We start from the raw sequence: 17,619 nt of genomic DNA on the forward strand, positions 1-17,619 counted from the left end.
CCTTGCGCCTCAGCGCGAGAAGGCAAGCAGGATCGCGACTGCCAGGACGGCAAGGCCCTGAAACTTGATGCGGTTGAACATCATCTTGTTCTGCAGGAGCTGGTTGGCCGTAGCCCCGGCCGCAGGATCGCGGTTGAGGTCTTCCTTGGTGCTGTTGAGGAAGGCGATGATCCCGCGCACGAGCGAGACGACCGTCAACGCGACGAAGATGATGATCAGCGGGATCAGGACATAGTTCATGCCTGCTGATTTATGGCGTCCGACAATGAAATACCAGTGTCAAATAGGGTAGCGCGCACCTCTGCCGCGACGGCCCGGCCATCTTCTCCCGCCCGCCTCCGGTCTGCCAGCGCAGGTGCATCGCGGCGCTTGGCAAGCTTGCGCCCGTCGCTCTCCACCAGAACCGGATGGTGATGCCAGATCGGCACCGGCAGGCCGAGCAGATGCTGCAGCAGGCGGTGGATGTGGGTCGCGCGAAACAGGTCGACGCCCCGCGTCACGTGCGTCACGCCATCGGCAGCGTCATCCACCGTCGCGGCAAGATGGTAGCTGGCCGGCGCATCCTTGCGCCAGAGAATCACGTCGCCGAACTCTTCGGGCGTGGCGATCTGCCGGCCATGGCGTTCATCGGTCCATTCCAGCGTACCGGCCAGAAGCGCGGCCTGCTCCATGTCCAGCCGCCATGCTGCATTCGGGCCCGGCACCGGGCCGCGCCGCAGGCAGGTCCCGGGATAGAGCGGACCGTCCGGACCATGCGCCACGGCAGCGGCAGCCACTTCGGCGCGCGTGCATGTGCAAGGATAGAGGATGCCCATCGCTCTCAGTTCGTTGGCGGCGGTGCGGTAACTGGCGATGCGTGCGGACTGCGGGGCAACTTCGCGGTAAGCGAGCTGAAGCCAGCCAAGATCATCGCGGAATTCCGCAGCAAGTTCCGGGCGCGACCGCGCACCGTCGATGTCCTCGATGCGCAGCAGGAATTCACCGCCGTCGCGAAGCGCCCGGTCATGGGCGACGATTGCGGAAAATGCATGGCCCAGATGGAGTGGCCCGTTGGGGCTGGGTGCAAAGCGGGTGATGGTCATCGCCGGGCACGGTAGCGGTGGACTGAGCCAGTTGGAAAGCCCGGCAGTTGGTGCGCATGGACCTGACAAACAAAACGGCTGCCCCGCCGGGGCAGCCGCTTTTGTCGTTTAACGCATTCCGGCCCTTGGGGGCCCGCCGGCTCAGACGAGCGTGGCGGTGAACATCATGCTGCTGAGGCCAGCAGCAAGGATGATCGGAAGCGCGATTGCCGTGATGGCGCGCATGGTGTTCCTCCTGTTGAGATCACCTTAGCAGGACATCCTCCCAGTTCGTGTTCATCCGGCAGGGTGGGCTGGAAGCATCGGAACCGGGGGCGCAAATACGCCGATATGCGTATGCTGCAAGTGCGAACAGGTCACTTGCAGTTGCATGTAACGCAACTGTCACAATTCGCCGCACATCTGGACACGAAACGCCCTTCACACTATCGGCCAGCCATGAGCATCCAGCCTTCAGAATCGATCCTCATTGTCGACTTCGGCAGTCAGGTAACGCAGCTTATCGCCCGCCGCGTGCGCGAAGCCGGGGTCTATTCCGAAATTGCACCTTTCACGCAGGCTGAAGCCGCGTTCCACCGGATGAAGCCAAAGGGCATCATCCTGTCGGGATCGCCCGCCAGCGTGCCCGCCGACGGATCCCCTCGCGCCCCGCAAGTGCTATTCGATTCGGGCCTGCCTATCCTTGGCATCTGTTATGGCCAGCAGGTGATGAGCCACCAGCTTGGCGGCAAGGTCGAACCCGGCGATTCCGGCGAATTCGGCCGCGCGTTCCTGACCGTGACCGAACCCTGCGTCCTGTTCGACGGGCTGTGGAAGGAAGGCGAACGCCACCAGGTGTGGATGAGCCATGGCGACAAGGTGACCCAGTTTGCGCCCGGCTTCCGCATCGTCGCGGTTTCGGATGGCGCGCCCTTTGCCGTGATCGCCAATGACGAGAAGAAGTACTACGGCACCCAGTTCCACCCCGAAGTGGTCCACACGCCCGACGGCGGCAAGCTGATCGCCAACTTCGTGCGCCATGTCTGCGGCTGCACCGGCGACTGGACCATGGCCGAGTTCCGCAAGACCAAGATTGCCGAAATCCGCGAACAGGTGGGAAGCAGCCGCGTGATCTGCGGCCTTTCCGGCGGCGTCGATTCGGCAGTGGCTGCCGTGCTCATCCACGAAGCCATCGGCGACCAGTTGACCTGCGTGTTCGTGGATCACGGACTGATGCGCATGGGCGAGGCCGAACAGGTCGTGTCGCTGTTCCGCAACCACTACAACATCCCGCTGGTCCACAAGGACGTCTCGGCACTGTTCCTGGGCGGTCTTGCCGGCGTGACCGACCCGGAAGCCAAGCGCAAGTTCATCGGCAAGACCTTCATCGACGTGTTCGAGGCCGAGGCCAAGCAGGTCGGCGGGGCAGATTTCCTGGCGCAGGGCACGCTGTACCCGGACGTGATCGAATCGGTCAGCTTCACCGGCGGCCCCTCGGTCACGATCAAGAGCCACCACAACGTCGGCGGCTTGCCGGAACGCATGAACATGAAGCTGGTCGAGCCACTTCGCGAACTGTTCAAGGACGAAGTGCGCGCGCTGGGTCGCGAACTCGGCCTGCCCGAGATCTTCGTTGGCCGCCACCCCTTCCCCGGACCCGGCCTCGCCATCCGCATCCCGGGCGAGGTCACGCGCGAGCGCTGCGACATCCTGCGCAAGGCTGACGCGATCTACCTCGAGGAAATCCGCAACGCGGGTCTCTACGACGCGATCTGGCAGGCCTTCGCCGTACTGCTCCCGGTCAAGACCGTGGGCGTGATGGGCGATTTCCGCACATACGACAGCGTCTGCGCCCTGCGCGCCGTGACCAGCACCGACGGCATGACCGCAGACATCTACCCGTTCGACGCCGGGTTCCTGTCCCGCGTGGCGACCCGCATCGTCAACGAGGTCAAGGGCATCAACCGCGTGGTCTATGACTACACCAGCAAGCCCCCGGGCACGATCGAGTGGGAGTAAGCATCCTCGCGGCCACTGCGGCCGACCGGGAAGACACGGTCGTGCTGTGGGAGGCTGCGGGCCTTACCCGCCCCTGGAACGACCCGCGCAGCGACTTCGATCTGGCACTCGCCACGCCGACTTCGGCAATACTGCTGGCACGGGGTGACGGACGCTTGTCAGGCAGCGTGATGGTCGGCTTCGACGGGCACCGCGGGTGGGTCTATTATCTCGCCGCTGCCCCGGACAGCCGCCGCCAGGGCATCGGCCGCATGCTCATGCGTGCGGCAGAAGAGTGGCTGCATGAGCGCGGCTGCCCGAAGATCCAGCTGATGGTGCGCGGCGACAATGCCCAGGCGCGGGGTTTCTATGCCGCGCTCGGGTACGAATTGCAGGACGTAGTGACGGTCGGCAAACGCTTCGCCTGACCTCAATCGAGGCTGACGAATTTCCCCGCCGCGCGGTCCTTGCGCACCTTCAGCCCGTCGAACACCTGCCCACTCATCGCGATCCACACCCCTGGCGCGGCGACCTGCGCAGTGGCGAAGGCCATGCCCAGATTGAACGGCGCGTCGGTCTCGGCAAATCGCGCGGGGCTGAGCGCGCCGGTCAGCACGATCGTCTTGCCATCCACATTGCTCAGGACCTTGGCGGTTTCGGTCATCGTGTCAGTGCCGTGGGTAATCACCACATGGCGTTCGGGCGCCTCGCGCACTGCCGCTGCAATCAGCGCACGGTCGGCATCGGTCAGTTCGAGGCTGTCCTTGCGCATCAGTTCCATGACCCGGAACGGCAGCGCCACGCGCGCCTGCGCAATCAGGTCGGGGATGCCGCTCTCGACGATCTGGTATTCGCTGAGAGCGTCGAAATAGGCCTTGTCGATAGTGCCGCCAGTGGTCAGCACGAGGATCGGTTCCTGTCGCATCGCAACCACTTAGCGGCGCCGGCGGCCCACGGCTAGAGCCCGCGCGTCAATGTCCCGGTGGCGGTGGTGGCGGTGGCGCGGAACCCGTCGTCTGGTTGGGCAGCGACTGACCACTGGGCAAGCTCGCGCCGCCGCTGGCCGCGCCGCCGGTAAAGGCCCAGCCCTGCTGTGGCGCCGGTGGCCCCATGATCCCGCCGCGCAGTGCCGGGCGGGGCGATGGATCAGCCGTGGGCCCTGCAGTTTCGCGCGCTGCCGGGGGCACCGAGACGGCCAGTTGCGCATCGGGCGCGGCGACGGGCACCGGCAAGACCACCGTTTCCGGCTGGGACAAGGCTTTCGCACGGACAGAAGCGGACTGCGGGGACGCGATTCGCACTGGAGCGACCGGCGCGCTGGCCTCGGCCACCTGTACTGCAGCTGGCGACGCTGCACCGGGCACTATGGCAGCACTAGCGGCAGGGGCATTAACCGCAGGAGCGGGCGCAGCGTCCTGCCGGACGGCCAGAGCCGCCGGTTGAGCCGGCGCGACGACAGATTGCCCCTGCTGGCCGATCACCACAGCCGCGACCAGCACGGCTGCCAGGGCGGCAAGCCCGCCAGCCAGCATCCGGCGGGGTGGGCGTGCCGTTTCCTCAGGCCCGGCTGCAACTGGCGGTGCGAAAGCGATGACCTGCGCTGTTGGCATGGCATCTTCTTCTGCGCGTTGCGATGAGACGTCCTGCCTATCATGCTGCGGCAGTGCCGTTGCCTGCGCCACGATCCGCGCTGCCAGCCCCGGTGGCAAGGCCGGACGCGGTGCGCGGTCCAGCGCTGCGTCAAGCGCGGCATCGGCAAGGGCCGGCGAAGGCGGAGCCTTGCGCCCCATCACGCCTGCGCCTCGAGATCCGCGCACGCCACATCGCGCGCTTCGAGAAGCGTGCGCATCTGGCGGCGGGCTCTGAACAGCAGCGATTCCATCGCCTTGATATTGAGGTCCAGCACCTCGGCCGCAAGCGCATTCGAGAAGCCTTCGTAATAACACAGTACCAGCGCGGCCCGATAGCGCTCCGGCAGATCATCAAGCGCAGCGGCGACCGCCCGGGCCGCCTGGTCGGCCTCTATCCGCCGATCAGCCAGCGCAGCATCGTCGGCCGGGTCGGGCATGGTGTCGACCGTCACGACGCGGAAACGCCGCTTGCGGTCGAAGCACAGGTTCATCGCAACGCGGTGGAGCCAGCCGACCAGACCGGCGCCGCTCGGGCTCCAGCGCGGGGCGTTCTGCCAGAGCCGGGCAAAGCAGTCCTGCAGCACGTCTTCGGCTTCTGCGGCATCGGCCAGCATGCGCATGGCCACGCGGTAGAGCGCGGAAGAATGGCGATCGACCAGCACCGAGAAGGCATCGACCGAACCCTTGCCGACCTCGCGCATCAGGGCGGCGTCGTCCAGAGCCGTCAAGTCGAGCCGGTCGATTGCGGGCGGAAACACAGTGGCAGCCGAGGGCGCGTTCGCCGTGCTCGCGAAATCCTCGCTCGCTGCCGTTTCAGATCGAAGGTCGCCGTAGAAGGTCACAGCCCGCCTGTCGTTTCGCACCAGGGTCCGGTCCGGACCGGGCCCTTGCCTGCCCCGCCTTGCGTGAACGTCAGATTTACGAGCCCTCTCACCACCTTCGCCAGATTTTTCAAAAGCATCGCGAAGGGTGGACGCGCGTGAACCGTTAATCGCAGCGGAAGACCGGGTCGCCCGAGGAGGCGCCAGGCTTTCCGACCTGTCGATCGGTCCGGCGGCGCCCCGCTTGCCGGACACGAACCTTACGGCCCGCGTCGACCGCACCCCGGCGCGGGCCAACTTTTGCGCATTTCATGAGGGGTTTATGGACCGTCTTCGCAGCACCACCATTCTGTCATCAGTGGCTTCCGCTTCTGCTCTGGCGCTCCTTTCCCCCCAAGCCGCGCTTGCCGACACGACCGTCAGCACCAGCACGACAACGCCTTTGAAGACTGCAGCCGCAGGCAACGTCAGCGTGGCCAGCGGCGGCACCATCACGCTCGCGACGGGCGGCACTGCGGTAACGGTCGATTCTAACAACACCGCCACCGTCGCCTCCGGCGGCACCATCGCCAACTCGGGCGGCAAGGACGGCGATAGCGGCATCACGATCAATCCCGGCCGCACGACGACCGTTACCAACGGCGGCACCATCAACGTCACCGAAACCTTCACCGCCGCCGATGCCGATGCCAACGGCATTGCCGATGGCCCGATCGCTTCGGCCAGCAATCGCTACGGCATTCTCGTCGGCAATGGCGCCACCACCACCGCCACGATCGCCAACACCGGGACCATCGCCGTCGACGGGCTCAACTCGGGCGGCATAGTCGCCAAGTCGGACCTTGTCGGCAACGTCTCCAACACCGGCACGATCAAGGTCATCGGTGACAACAGCGTCGGCATTGGCACCAAGGCTGTCAGCGGCAACGTGACCGTCGAAGGCACGGTTGCGGTGGTCGGCTCCGGCGCCCAGGGCGTGGTGCTTGGCGGCGATGTCGGCGGCACCTTCCGCATCCAGGGCGCGATTTCGCAATCGTCCTCGTACACTACCGACTCCGGCACCACCCAGACCCTTTCGCGCACCGCGCTGCGCACCGGCAAGGCTGCGGTGGAAGTGACCGGCAATGTTGCCGGGGGCATCCTGCTCGATGCCGCGCCTTACGATCTTGATAGCACGAAGACCGACGAGGACGGCGATGGCGTGGCTGACGCATCGGAAGCAACCGGCACCATCGCCTCGGTCGGCAACAGCCCGGCCCTGCTCGTCGGCGGGACCAACGCAATTGCCATCGGCAAGGTCAAGGGCCGTGACGGCGAGTTCTCGCTGGCGATCGACGGATCGATCACTGCAAGTTCGGTCTACAGCAACACCGATGCCTATGGCGTTGTGATCGGCGGTCAGGGCGGCACCGTGACCATGGCCAATGGCATCGGCGTGTCAGGTTCGATCACGGCGACGACCGTGGACGAAACCGCCGTGGCGCTGCTGATCAACCAGGGCGCCACCGTACCCCGGCTTTCCAACAGCGGCACGATCAAGGCGGTAATCTCCTCGCCCGGCGAAGGCGCCGCCTATGCCGTGCAGGACAAGTCCGGCACACTGACAGCCATCGACAATACCGGGACGATCAGCGTGACCGGATCGACCGGTGACGATCTGCGCGCAATCGACCTCACCGCCAACACATCTGGCGTGACGATCAAGCAGTACCTCAACGATATCGACAAGAAGGCGCAAGCCACCGAACAGGCCGCTTCGGGCTACAATCCACTGAACCCGGTGATCTACGCCTCTATCGTCGGCAACATCCACACCGGCAGCGGCAACGACGTGCTCGATGTTGCCACCGGGCGGATCGTCGGCAACAGCTTCCTGGGCGCGGGTGACGACGTCGTGCGCCTTTCGGGCGACAGCGGCTATGTCGGCAATATCAGTTTCGGTGACGGACAGGCAACGCTGTCGCTGGCAGACAAGGCGTTCCTGCTGGGCAACGTCGATCTTGCCGGAAACCTTGGTACGCTGACACTGGGTGGCACGTCGACATTCCTCGGCACGCTCAGCAATGCCACCAATCTCGATGTCGTGGTGAACGGCGGCAAGTTTGGCGCGAGTTCGGCGACCACGCTCAAGTTCGACAGCCTCACCGTCAACTCGGGCGGCGCGCTCAACGTGTACATCGATGGCGCTACCGGCACGTCTTCGCTTGTCGAAGTGAACAGTGCCACCTTCGCCAGCGGATCGAAGGTCACGGCGACCATAACCTCGCTCGCCAAGGCCGAAGGCAGCTATACCATTCTCAAGGCGGGCAACCTTGAAGGCTCACCCGTGTTCGACGCGACGAGCACGGTGCTTCCGGTCCTGTTCAACGGCGAGATCGATGTGGTGGGTGAAACGCTGTTGCTCGACGTATCGCGCAAGACTGCGGCCCAGCTTGGCCTTTCCTCGCCACTGGCGGCCGCCTACGATGCGATTTACGCCCAGGCCACGACGCAGAGCGCGCTCGGCAGCAGCCTGCTGGAAGCTGATGACGTTGCCGACCTGACCGGCCAGTTCAGCCAGTTGCTGCCCGATTATGCCGGCGGTGTGTTCGATTTCGTTACCCGCAGCGGCCGCATCGCCTCGCGGCACCTGATGGACGACAGCTCGCTGTTCAAGATCAGCAATGTCGGCGGCTGGTTCGAGCCGATCTGGTTCCGCGGCAGCAAGGACGACACCGGCAGCGCCGGCTTTAAGGTCAAGGGGTGGGGCCTCTCCGGCGGGCTTGAACGCGTGACCGGCATTGGCAACATCGGCCTGTCGTTCCTCTATACCAAGGGCGACATCCGCACCGGCGATTACCAGAAGACCGACGCCAGCAATTACGAGCTCGGTGCGTTCTGGCGTACCGGCAGCGGGCCGTTCTATGCCTTCGCCAAGGCGTCGGTCGGCCGTGTCTCGCTCGATTCCACGCGGACCTTCACCGGTGCGGTCAGCGGCACTGCACTGTCCTATTCGGCGAACGGCCGGTGGAAGGGCTGGTCGTACGGTGGCCAGGGCGGGGCATCCTACAAGCTCGATCTCGGCTCCAACCTTGCGCTCAAGCCAATGGCCAAGCTCGATTACTATCGCCTCAGCGAGAACGGCTTCACCGAAAGCGGCAGCGAACAGATCGCGCTGACCGTGGCCAAACGCACGTCCGACGCGCTGACCGGCACCGGCAGCATGACCGCATCGTGGAGCGCGGGCGAAATCACCGAAGACGCACGCCCGCTGACGCTGGAACTCGAAGGTGGCTATCGCGCCCGGCTTGCCGGCAAGCTTGGCGCAACGTCCGCGAGCTTCGAGGACGGCAGCCAGTTCCGCCTCACGCCCGATGCCTTGAAATCAGGCTGGACGGCCGAAGCCCGCGTGCTTGGCGGCGGCATGGACTTCACCTGGCAACTGGCCGGCGCTGCCGAACAGATCCAGGGCAGCGTCGATTACTCGGCGCGCGCCTCGCTCAGCGTCGCCTTCTGATTGCCAAGGCGGGTCGGCCGATCAGAGCCGGCCCGCCAACGTCATTGCTCTACAGGCGGTTGGCCCTGGCAATGGCACCGAGCACTGCCGCGCTCGGCTTGGCCTTGCGCTCGAACGTGACGGGGTCAAACGACGCGAGGCCGAACTTGGGCTTGTAGCCAAATATCCACTCGAAGTTGTCGATCAGCGACCAGTGACAATAGCCGCTCACCGGCACGCCATCGTCGATCGCCTTTTTCAATTCCGCCAGCGCAGGCGGGATGAAGGCCGCTCGCAGCGCATCATCGGGCGAACCCACGCCATGTTCGGAGACAAGCACGGGCCGGCCCGTCACCGCATGGGCATAGCGCACCGCACCCGCCAGAGACCCCGGCCACACCTCGGTGCCTGACCAGTTAAGCACGGCCCCAGCCGGTGGCGGCAGCCGGCCCTGCTCCCCCCACAAGGCGCGCTCGTAGTTCTGCACGCCGATGAAATCATCGCTCTTCGCCAGTACAAGCCACGCCCCGTAGAGTTCCTGCCGCATCCGGTCGCGGATCGAATTCCGGCCGACGGCCTGGTCATCGAGCATCGCAAGCGACACGCCAACCGGGAGGTCGGGCCGCACTGCCTTGATCGCTGCCCGCCCCGCCTTGTGCGCGGCCAGCAGTCCGCGCTGCAGGTCATCCAGGTCGTCCTGCGCGGCAACGTTGGCGCAGACGAAGCGCGGCACGCCCAGCCGCTTTGCCGCCGTCGTCATAGTCAGCCGCTGGATTTCCCAGACCGGTTTTGGCAGCATGGGCTTGAGCAGCAGCAGGATGTTCGGCTCGTTCAGCGTGATGACCGAATGGATCGCCTCGCCCATCGCCTGCGTCACTTTGGTCGCATAGCGGGCGAACAGATCGGCGCTTTCGGGGTTGGTCCAACCCCCTTGCGCACTGAACCACAACGGCGCGGAAAAGTGGCTGTAGGTAATGACGGGCGCCAGCCCACGCGCGCGGCAGCCCTCCACCATACGTCGATAGTGGTCGAGCATGGCCTGGCTGAACTGGCCCTTCTCCGGCTCGATCCGCGCCCACTCCACGCCGAAGCGATAGGTGTTCAGGCCGATCGCCCTGGAAAGATCGAGATCGCGCTCCCACAGCAGGAAGCTGTTGGCAGCATCGCCCGAGGGTTCGGCGAAGATCGTCGGCTTCTGGTTTTCCAGGTACCACAGATCCGAAGAGGTATTGTTACCCTCGATCTGGTGCGGCGCGGTTGATGCACCCCACAGGAAGCCTTGCGGAAACGATGGCGATGCCGGCGCCGCCTTCCCCTTCCGCCCTCGCGCCACTGCAGGGGTTGCTGCCAGCGCCACACCTCCGGCCAGAACGCTTCTGCGGTCGATCATCAAACATTCTCCCATGCGGTTTGCGCAAGGGATTAGGCGAGTGGAGCCATAACGTATAATAGCCGTTTGCTAGATATTCATTGGCCAGACCTATGGCGCGCCCCTCATGCGGATGGTGCCAACGCCCCAAGCATTGCCTGCCCCAGTTGCGTCAGCCGCTGGCCGGCAAGATAGCGCACGCCCACGCTGCGTTCGAACACCGCCTCGCTAATGGAAATCGCGCGCAGCACGCCGATAGAGAGTTCGGCCGCTGCCACCGTGCGCGGCAGCACGGTGACACGGTCGGTATGCCGGACGATCGCCTTGGTCGTAAGCAGCGAATCACAGCGGATAGCGTGTTGCGGCACTTCCACGCCTGCAGTTAGGAACAGGGCATCCACCTGCCGGCGAAACGCGCCCTGCGCGTCGGGCAGGACCCACGACAGGTGCGCGACATCGCGCAGCGATACTGCATCCCCCAAGGCATCGTGCCGACGCCCGACGATGAGCGCGAACGAATCGCTCGAGACGGTCAGTTCCTTGAGGTCGCCGGGGCACTCCTCGATCCCCGTGGTCACGAAGGCCATGTCGATTGCGCCATTGCGCAGGAGATCGGCCAATTGCGAGTCGGGCCGTTCCACCACGCTCAGTGCGAAGGGCCCCACCCTCTCTTCAAGCCGTGCCACCGCTTCGGGCAGCAGGCTGACCAGTGCGCCGGGCGTGCCCCCGATGCGCAAGGGGCCGGCGACTTTCTCGGCGGCATGCCGCACTTCGGCCGCAGCAGCCTCGAGCAGGCGCACCATGCCCTCGGCTCGGTCGCGCAGCGCCTCGCCCTCGCGCGTCAGCACGATCCCGCTGCGCGAACGCGCGAACAGGATCACGCCCAGCCGCTGCTCGAGCTGGGCAATCGTGTTCGACACCGAAGGTTGCGAAAGGTTGAGCGCCCGCGCCGCGCCACTGATCGATCCGGTCTCGCAGACCTTCCAGAAGGTCGAGACGGCACGAGGATCGATGCGCACGGGCGGAAGCGGTCTGCTCATCCTGCTCACTTACCGCGCCGGCATAACCCCTGTCTATACCTACCTTGCCGTCCACAACCTCAGCCAATGGGTATTCCGACCGCGTTAACCTCCATGACAGTGATTGTCACAGGCATGACGGCACTGTTGTGTGGGCCAACCTCATGATGACGGCACATAATCTGCAGCGTGCCGCACATCGGCGGCAGCCGCATTCGAGGGGCCTGTCATGTTCCGCAATTCCCGCATCACTCTTGGCCTGGCGCTTGCTTCGGCCATGCTTTCAGGGCTTCCCGCCACGGCCTACGCCGCCGAAAAGGAAGCCCCGGTCTCGCTTGCCAAGTGCGATCGCAGCCTCGGCTCGGTCGCCCTGGTCGAAGGCGAAACGCAAGGCTGGACGAAGTTCGGCCTCAGCTCTCCGCGCGAACTGATCGCCGCGATGGCGCGGGAATCGGGCTGCTTCACCCTGCACGATCCGGCCAGCGGCAAGCCAGCTTCGTTCCTGATGAACGTCATCGCCGGTGACAAGGAAGAGGTCGACCAGACCATCGAGAAAGCCAAGGGCGTGGCGATGGAAGGCCTCGTGCGCTCCGGCGCGGCGAGCGGCCTGCTGCGTGGCATACCCGGCGGCGGCTCGATGCTTGGCATGTTCGGCGGGCTTGGCGGAAAGAAGAAGGTCGTCGCCGCCGGCATTCGGCTGATAAGCCCGATGAACGGCCAGACGGTCGCCTCGGGCACCGGCGAGGTCAAGAAGACGTCGATCTCGTTCGGCAGCGGTGGTGGCGTGGCAAGCGCAGTTGCCAACGGGGCCACCGGCGCGGCCTATGCTGGCAGCAAGGATGGCCAGATGCTGCTCGAAGCCTTCATCAAGGCCTTCAACGGCGTCGCTGCCCAAGGCCCTGCATTGGCCTCGCTGGTCCCGGCAGCGTCATCGGCAACGCCGGCACCCGCTGCCAGTGCCACTACCGCCATCGACACGAAGATGCTTGCATCGGCTGACCTCAAGTCTGCAACGCTGCGCACGCTCCGGGCCGGCACCGCTCTCACCCCCACCGGCCAGCGGCAGGGTCTGTTCGTCGAGGTCCAGGACAGCTTCGGCACCAAGGGCTGGGTCTCGGTAGAGGACATGCGCTGACGCGGAACGCCAACACAGCTGTTGCATGCGGACCGTCCGGCGTGAAAGATCGCGTCGGACGGTTTCGCGATGCGAGGGCGCAAGGGCGATGCCGGGCATCCGGGGGGCTGCTGGACGATGAGCAATCTCAACATCCTGTATGTAGAGGACGATCCTCGCGCCGCCGAGGCGGTGCAGGCGCTGGTCCTTGCCGATGGCGACCGTCTGGCGTGGGAGCAGACCGGGACCGGTGGGCTGCATCGCGCCGGGGCCGAAGCATTCGATGTCATCATCCTCGATCGCATGCTGCCCGATCTCGATGGCTTGACCATTGTTTCGCGGCTGCGGGCCGCGGGCGTTGGCACCCCGGTGCTCATGCTCTCGGCCCTGGGGCGCAGCGAGAACCGCATTGAAGGGCTTGAGGCCGGCGTCGACGATTACCTCGCCAAGCCCTACGAGCCGCAGGAGCTGGTCGCCCGCCTGCGCGCACTGCATCGCCGCTCCGCCGGAGCCGTGCACGGTGCAGTGATCATCTACGGCGCCTTCGAATGTCACACCAAGGCGCGCACCGCCTTTCGCAGCGGGCGCCATGTTCCGCTTTCGCCACGCGAATTCGCACTGTTCCGCTACTTCATGGAGAACGCAGGCGAAACCGTGACGCGCGAAATGCTGTTGCGCGATGTGTGGAACATGAACTTCGATCCGCAGACCAACGTGGTTGACGTGAACATTGGCCGCCTGCGCCGCAAGCTCGAGGATGGCTTTGCCTCGCCTGCGCTCGAAACGATCTGGGGCGCCGGGTACCGGCTGACGAGAGGCGAATGAGCGCAAGCCGCGCCCGTCCCCGGTCCCGTGGCCGTTCGATCTTCGGCCAGCTTACCGTCGCCTCGATCCTGATCGCGGTGATCGCGGTTGCCGTGCTCTTCGCCGTCACTACCATCACTGTGCAGCGCCAGACCCGGGCTTCGCTATCGGCGATGGTGTCGACCGATCTTGCCGGACTGATCGATATCTACGCCACCGGGGGCCGCGATGAACTGCTGCGCCGGGTGGCCGACCGGCAGGACGTGGTCAGCCTGGAAGGCCGACGCTCGCACTACATGGTCGCAGACGGCGCTGGCAGGCGTCTTGCCGGCGACATTCGGCAATGGCCGCAGGTCAACGCTGCCCGTTCGGAAGAAGGTTTCATCTCGCTCGCCAACGGTACGGCGGTCTATGCGCAGGGCACCCGCCTGGCGCCCGACCTGCAATTGCTCGCCGCACGTGAATATGATCGGGACAGCACCGCGCTGGCCGTGCTTTCGGCTGCCTTTCTCGGCGTCGGCGCGGCGATTGTCGGGGCAGTGGCCCTCGTCGCGTGGTTTACCTCGCGCCACCTTGCCCGGCGCATGGATGCGGTCAACGCAGCGCTTGGTGCCGCCGCCGACGGGCGCGCCGCCAGCTTCCCGGCACGCCAGCGCGGGGGCGACGAAATCGATGAGATGGCCGGCCATGGTGCGCGGCTGCTGGCACGGCAGGCGCAGTTGCTCAAGGCCTACAAGCACGTCTCCGAACACGTCGCGCACGAAGTCCGCACTCCGCTCATGCACCTCGACAACCGGCTGGGTGCCGCAATGCAGGCGCGTCCCGAACCCGCTGGCGGCCCGCTGGGCGAGGCACGCAAGGATATCCGCTCGATCACCACCATGCTCGATTCGCTGCTCGACATCGCCTCGGCGGAAAGTCAGCGCGGCGATCTCGCCGGCCTTGCCCGCATCGATCTCAGCGCGCTCGCGGGCAATCTCGCCGAGCTTTACGAAGGCAGCGCCGAAGATGCTGGCCTGTCCCTCGAAACCGCGATCACACCGGGTGTCTCCATGCTCGGCGAACGCATGCAGATCACGCGCCTGCTATCCAATCTGCTCGACAATGCCATCAAGTACGTCCCCCGGGGTGGCGAGGTGAAACTGCTGCTGTCCGATGGCCCTCGCGTCGTGATCGAGGATGATGGCCCCGGCATCCCGCACGACCAGCGCGACCGGGTGTTCGAACGCTTCGCCCGGGCCAGCGCGCCGGGCGACCGGCCCGGCCACGGCCTCGGCCTCGCTCTTGCGCGAGCCATCGCCGAACGACACGGCCTCATTCTCCGCCTGGGCGATACACCGCGCGGCGCACAATTCATCCTGGAGCCTGCCCCATGATCCATTCGAAACTGGCCCCCATGGCGATACGGTCTTTGCTTTGCGTCATCACCGGCGGCGCGCTGCTGGGCGGTTGGCCCACGCAGGCTTCACCGCCGGGCGCCGTCCCTGGTCTCTCGGGCACGAGCGAACCGGCAGCTGCCGTGGCGACGATTCTCGTCGCGGCCGAGACTTCGCGCAACGATCCGCGCCGGCTTGGCCGCATCCTTGCTGCGCTCGATGCCTTCGGTGCGCGCCCCATGGAAGGCAGCGCTGATCCGGTGGCGGCCTGGCGCACCACGGCGACCATGCCGGATAGACCGCCCTATCGCGGGCGTGTGCTCGGGCCCGCCTACCGGGCCGGGAAGCTTGATCCGGGCGCAACCGTGCGCCTGCCGCAGCTTTTCGACGGCGGCCGCACCGCGCGCGTCGCCATTGCCACGCCCGGCCTTGCCGCGCTCGACTTCACCGTGCTCGATGGCGAAGCCAGGCCGGTTTGTCCGCCCGCCAAGGCGCGCAACCGCGAATGCATGTGGACCCCGCTGTTCAGCGGCCGGTTCGAGATCGTGCTCAGCAACCCTTCCGGCAACAGTGCCGGCTACTACATCGTGATCGACTGACACCGGCCGCTTCGGCAAGCATCTGCAGCACACCGGGCACGGTCCCGGCGCGGTTCCTCATGCTGAAGCACGACACCATGGTCCCATGCGCCACGATGACACCTGCAGGTCAGAATAATCGGGAAACACTCCGGCGCATTCCGCCGGAGAAAGAATGGTGCCCAGAAGAGGACTCGAACCTCCACGCCCTTGCGAGCGCCAGCACCTGAAGCTGGTGCGTCTACCAATTCCGCCATCTGGGCACGGTAGCAAGGGGCAAAAGGGCCGTCCCTGCCGGGTAGGAGGGCGCCACTAAGGCACCGGCTGCGGGGTGTCAACAGGGCAAATCCATCGAGTGCGCACTCTTTTTCGCCGGAGTCTGGCAACACATGCCGGTTGGGGGTGTTTCGCCATTGAAACCGCGCCTGCTGCTGTGGCAAAGGCGGCGCGACAGGTCCGGATTTCTCCGGGCGCACAGGCAGGATACGGGCACAATGGCAAGTGGCAGGACGCGCGATCTCGAAGGCAGGCTGGTTGCGCTGGTTGGCGGCAGCGGCTTCTTCGGCACGCACCTTGCGCAGGAACTGCTGTCGCGCGGGGCGCGGGTGCGGGTTTGCAGCCGTCACCCCGAACGAGCCTATCGCCTGAAGCCGCTGGGCTCGCTGGGGCAGACGCAGTTCGTCGCTGTCGACGTGCTCAAGCCGCAAACCCTGGCCAAGGCGCTGATCGGCGTCGATGCCGTCGTCAATCTCGTCGGGGCCTTTGCCGGCGATCTCGATTCGCTGCAGGGCAAGGGTGTTGCCCGCGTGGCCGAGGCCGCCGCTGCGGCCGGCGCCAGCGCCTTTGTTCACGTCTCAGCCCTGGGCGCGGATGCCGGGTCCGACGTGCCCTACGCCCGCACCAAGGCCGAAGGCGAAGCCGCTGTTTTCGGCGCCTTTCCGAACGCGACTGTGGTCCGTCCGTCGATCCTGTTCGGCGAGGACGACAACTTCCTCAACATGTTCGGCAACCTGATGGCCCGCCTGCCGGTGCTGCCGGTGTTCGGCCCCGCGGCCCGGCTGCAGCCGGTCTTCGTCGACGATGCCGCAGAAGCGGTGGGCAATGCCTTGGCCGACCCGCAGGCGCACGGCGGGAAGACCTACGAACTGGCCGGCCCCGAGGTCATCACCATGGGCGAGCTCAACCGCCGCATCGCCAAGGCCACTGGCCGGACGCCGGTGCTGGCCGAGCTGCCCGACGGCGTGTCGGCGGCGTTCGCGGCGCTGACCGGCTGGCTGCCGGGCGCGCCGATGAGCACGGCTCAGTGGAAGCTGCTCAAGGCCGGAAACTTTGCGACGGGTACCTTGCCGGGGATCGAAGGGCTTGGCGTGACGCCGCGCCCGCTCGGTCTGTTTCTCGACCGCTGGATGACTCGCTATCGCAAGTTCGGCCGCTTCGGGGTGCGGGCAAAGTCGGCTTGACCTGCGGCCCGGCTGCGCGAACCGTAAGCGGACCTGCCCCGAACCTACCGCTGACCTACCCCTAACCTGCCCCTCACCTTCAGGCGTTAACGTCGGCGTAGTGGCTGGGCGGCTGGATTACGTCCATCCGCTCTGCCAGCAGGGGGCGGAAGCTGGGCCGGCTCTTGAACACCGAGTACCAGCCGCGCGCCTGTTCGTGGCCCGACCAGTCGATTCCACCGAGGTAATCGGCCACCGAGATCTGCGCGGCGGCGGCAAGGTCGGCAAGGCTCATGGTAGAGCCCGCCAGCCACGGGCGGTTATCGATCAGGTAGTCGATGTAATAGAGGTGCTCGTCCGCCAGCCGCATCGAATTGCGCAGGCGTTTGCTGTCGGGCGGGCTGCGATAGACCAGCCGCTTCTTCATCCGCTCTTCCAGCAGCGGCAGCGTGACATCGGCGTAGAAGCTTTCATCGAACAGCGCGACGAGGCGTCGAATCTCGGCCCGGTTGACGGCGGTGCCATTGATCATCGGGGTCTTGTCGACCGTTTCCTCGAAGTATTCGCAGATCGCCCGGCTGTCGGCCAGGCTAATGCCACGTTCGGTGTTATGGATCGCAGGCGTGCGGTAAGCGGGACTGAGATGCCCGAACCCTTCGCGGCGCTCCCACGGATTTTCCCGCACGAGATCATAGGCAACGCCCTTCTCGGCAAGGAGAAGCCGCACCTTGCGGCTGAACGGGCACAGGGGAAATTGATAAAGTTGCCACATGGCTGAAGCTTTGCGCGGGGAGAGCCGCAGGGTCAAGGACGGGCGTGCAACTTGCAGCCATCCTGACTTGCGGTTCCCGGTGCGCGCTGGCGCGATGCAATAGTGACAGCAACATAATCGCTCGTTAGTCTGATTAATTCCGATGAACGACAGATGGCAGCA

General features: G+C 65.7%; 16 protein-coding genes and 1 tRNA gene. 8 read left to right on the plus strand and 9 right to left on the minus strand.

Annotated features, from left to right (window positions below; all coding sequences use genetic code 11):
* Positions 1-9 precede the first annotated feature (9 nt).
* Both B9A23_RS09040 and gluQRS read right to left on the minus strand, forming a co-directional pair.
* Entirely contained in the window at positions 10-240 is a 231-nt protein-coding gene (locus tag B9A23_RS09040; protein WP_084278535.1) for an HIG1 domain-containing protein, read from the minus strand.
* On the minus strand, positions 237-1,082 hold the full coding sequence (gluQRS, locus tag B9A23_RS09045; RefSeq protein ID WP_084278536.1) for a tRNA glutamyl-Q(34) synthetase GluQRS: 846 nt from the start codon (positions 1,080-1,082) through the stop codon (positions 237-239). The genes B9A23_RS09040 and gluQRS overlap by 4 nt, the downstream gene beginning before the upstream one ends.
* A 438-nt stretch (positions 1,083-1,520) precedes the next feature.
* On the opposite strand from gluQRS, the gene guaA reads away from it, so the two are divergent.
* Together guaA and B9A23_RS09055 are read left to right on the plus strand one after the other, a co-directional pair.
* Positions 1,521-3,080 (plus strand): glutamine-hydrolyzing GMP synthase, encoded by a 1,560-nt coding sequence (gene guaA, locus B9A23_RS09050; protein WP_039333492.1) that lies wholly within the window; start codon positions 1,521-1,523, stop codon positions 3,078-3,080.
* Positions 3,071-3,487, plus strand: coding sequence for a GNAT family acetyltransferase (locus B9A23_RS09055; RefSeq protein WP_084278537.1), 417 nt, complete (start codon positions 3,071-3,073; stop codon positions 3,485-3,487). Before guaA ends, B9A23_RS09055 begins: the two co-directional genes overlap by 10 nt.
* A gap of 2 nt (positions 3,488-3,489) precedes the next feature.
* Here B9A23_RS09055 and B9A23_RS09060 read toward each other — a convergent pair whose 3' ends face one another.
* The 3 genes from B9A23_RS09060 to B9A23_RS09070 are packed head-to-tail and all read right to left on the minus strand — an operon-like array spanning position 3,490 to position 5,553.
* Entirely contained in the window at positions 3,490-3,984 is a 495-nt protein-coding gene (locus B9A23_RS09060; protein ID WP_084278538.1) for an asparaginase domain-containing protein, read from the minus strand.
* Positions 3,985-4,030: 46 nt separating this feature from the next.
* Entirely contained in the window at positions 4,031-4,849 is an 819-nt protein-coding gene (locus B9A23_RS09065; protein WP_084278539.1) for a hypothetical protein, read from the minus strand.
* Positions 4,849-5,553: an RNA polymerase sigma factor gene (locus B9A23_RS09070; protein ID WP_254895056.1), complete on the minus strand. Its 705-nt coding sequence runs from the start codon at positions 5,551-5,553 to the stop codon at positions 4,849-4,851. Before B9A23_RS09070 ends, B9A23_RS09065 begins: the two co-directional genes overlap by 1 nt.
* A 280-nt stretch (positions 5,554-5,833) precedes the next feature.
* On the opposite strand from B9A23_RS09070, the gene B9A23_RS09075 reads away from it, so the two are divergent.
* Entirely contained in the window at positions 5,834-9,007 is a 3,174-nt protein-coding gene (locus tag B9A23_RS09075) for an autotransporter domain-containing protein (protein ID WP_084278541.1), read from the plus strand.
* Positions 9,008-9,056: 49 nt separating this feature from the next.
* On the opposite strand, the gene B9A23_RS09080 is transcribed toward B9A23_RS09075, so the two are convergent.
* Both B9A23_RS09080 and B9A23_RS09085 read right to left on the minus strand, forming a co-directional pair.
* On the minus strand, positions 9,057-10,376 hold the full coding sequence (locus tag B9A23_RS09080; RefSeq protein WP_084278542.1) for a family 1 glycosylhydrolase: 1,320 nt from the start codon (positions 10,374-10,376) through the stop codon (positions 9,057-9,059).
* A gap of 104 nt (positions 10,377-10,480) precedes the next feature.
* Entirely contained in the window at positions 10,481-11,395 is a 915-nt protein-coding gene (locus B9A23_RS09085; protein ID WP_084278543.1) for a LysR family transcriptional regulator, read from the minus strand.
* Positions 11,396-11,603: 208 nt separating this feature from the next.
* Between B9A23_RS09085 and B9A23_RS09090 the strand changes: the two genes are divergently transcribed.
* The 4 genes from B9A23_RS09090 to B9A23_RS09105 all read left to right on the plus strand — a co-directional run bounded on the left by B9A23_RS09090 (position 11,604) and on the right by B9A23_RS09105 (position 15,267).
* The gene (locus B9A23_RS09090; protein WP_084278544.1) at positions 11,604-12,509 is read left to right on the plus strand and encodes an SH3 domain-containing protein; all 906 of its coding nucleotides are present in this window, start codon (positions 11,604-11,606) and stop codon (positions 12,507-12,509) included.
* A gap of 117 nt (positions 12,510-12,626) precedes the next feature.
* A complete protein-coding gene (locus tag B9A23_RS09095) occupies positions 12,627-13,313 on the plus strand; it encodes a response regulator transcription factor (RefSeq protein ID WP_084278709.1) in 687 nt (228 codons plus the stop codon).
* Positions 13,310-14,668 (plus strand): sensor histidine kinase, encoded by a 1,359-nt coding sequence (locus tag B9A23_RS09100; protein ID WP_084278545.1) that lies wholly within the window; start codon positions 13,310-13,312, stop codon positions 14,666-14,668. The genes B9A23_RS09095 and B9A23_RS09100 overlap by 4 nt, the downstream gene beginning before the upstream one ends.
* On the plus strand, positions 14,665-15,267 hold the full coding sequence (locus B9A23_RS09105) for a hypothetical protein (protein WP_084278546.1): 603 nt from the start codon (positions 14,665-14,667) through the stop codon (positions 15,265-15,267). The genes B9A23_RS09100 and B9A23_RS09105 overlap by 4 nt, the downstream gene beginning before the upstream one ends.
* Positions 15,268-15,422: 155 nt before the next feature.
* Here the strand turns inward: B9A23_RS09105 and B9A23_RS09110 are convergent.
* A tRNA-Leu gene (locus tag B9A23_RS09110) sits at positions 15,423-15,509 on the minus strand.
* Between the two features lie 231 nt (positions 15,510-15,740).
* On the opposite strand from B9A23_RS09110, the gene B9A23_RS09115 reads away from it, so the two are divergent.
* Complete coding sequence (locus tag B9A23_RS09115) at positions 15,741-16,706, plus strand: complex I NDUFA9 subunit family protein (protein ID WP_084278547.1); 966 nt, start codon at positions 15,741-15,743, stop codon at positions 16,704-16,706.
* Positions 16,707-16,785: 79 nt separating this feature from the next.
* On the opposite strand, the gene B9A23_RS09120 is transcribed toward B9A23_RS09115, so the two are convergent.
* Positions 16,786-17,457, minus strand: coding sequence for a glutathione S-transferase family protein (locus B9A23_RS09120; RefSeq protein WP_084278548.1), 672 nt, complete (start codon positions 17,455-17,457; stop codon positions 16,786-16,788).
* Positions 17,458-17,619: the final 162 nt, after the last annotated feature.

Source organism: Novosphingobium sp. B1, assembly GCF_900176395.1.
Taxonomy (GTDB): domain Bacteria; phylum Pseudomonadota; class Alphaproteobacteria; order Sphingomonadales; family Sphingomonadaceae; genus Novosphingobium.

Coding starts and splice junctions, on each gene's coding strand:
- B9A23_RS09040 (WP_084278535.1), bottom strand. CDS start 240: ATGAACTATGTCCTGATCCCGCTGATCATCATCTTCGTCGCGTTGACG.
- gluQRS (WP_084278536.1), bottom strand. CDS start 1,082: ATGACCATCACCCGCTTTGCACCCAGCCCCAACGGGCCACTCCATCTG.
- guaA (WP_039333492.1), top strand. CDS start 1,521: ATGAGCATCCAGCCTTCAGAATCGATCCTCATTGTCGACTTCGGCAGT.
- B9A23_RS09060 (WP_084278538.1), bottom strand. CDS start 3,984: ATGCGACAGGAACCGATCCTCGTGCTGACCACTGGCGGCACTATCGAC.
- B9A23_RS09065 (WP_084278539.1), bottom strand. CDS start 4,849: ATGGGGCGCAAGGCTCCGCCTTCGCCGGCCCTTGCCGATGCCGCGCTT.
- B9A23_RS09075 (WP_084278541.1), top strand. CDS start 5,834: ATGGACCGTCTTCGCAGCACCACCATTCTGTCATCAGTGGCTTCCGCT.
- B9A23_RS09080 (WP_084278542.1), bottom strand. CDS start 10,376: ATGATCGACCGCAGAAGCGTTCTGGCCGGAGGTGTGGCGCTGGCAGCA.
- B9A23_RS09085 (WP_084278543.1), bottom strand. CDS start 11,395: ATGAGCAGACCGCTTCCGCCCGTGCGCATCGATCCTCGTGCCGTCTCG.
- B9A23_RS09090 (WP_084278544.1), top strand. CDS start 11,604: ATGTTCCGCAATTCCCGCATCACTCTTGGCCTGGCGCTTGCTTCGGCC.
- B9A23_RS09095 (WP_084278709.1), top strand. CDS start 12,627: ATGAGCAATCTCAACATCCTGTATGTAGAGGACGATCCTCGCGCCGCC.
- B9A23_RS09100 (WP_084278545.1), top strand. CDS start 13,310: ATGAGCGCAAGCCGCGCCCGTCCCCGGTCCCGTGGCCGTTCGATCTTC.
- B9A23_RS09105 (WP_084278546.1), top strand. CDS start 14,665: ATGATCCATTCGAAACTGGCCCCCATGGCGATACGGTCTTTGCTTTGC.
- B9A23_RS09115 (WP_084278547.1), top strand. CDS start 15,741: ATGGCAAGTGGCAGGACGCGCGATCTCGAAGGCAGGCTGGTTGCGCTG.
- B9A23_RS09120 (WP_084278548.1), bottom strand. CDS start 17,457: ATGTGGCAACTTTATCAATTTCCCCTGTGCCCGTTCAGCCGCAAGGTG.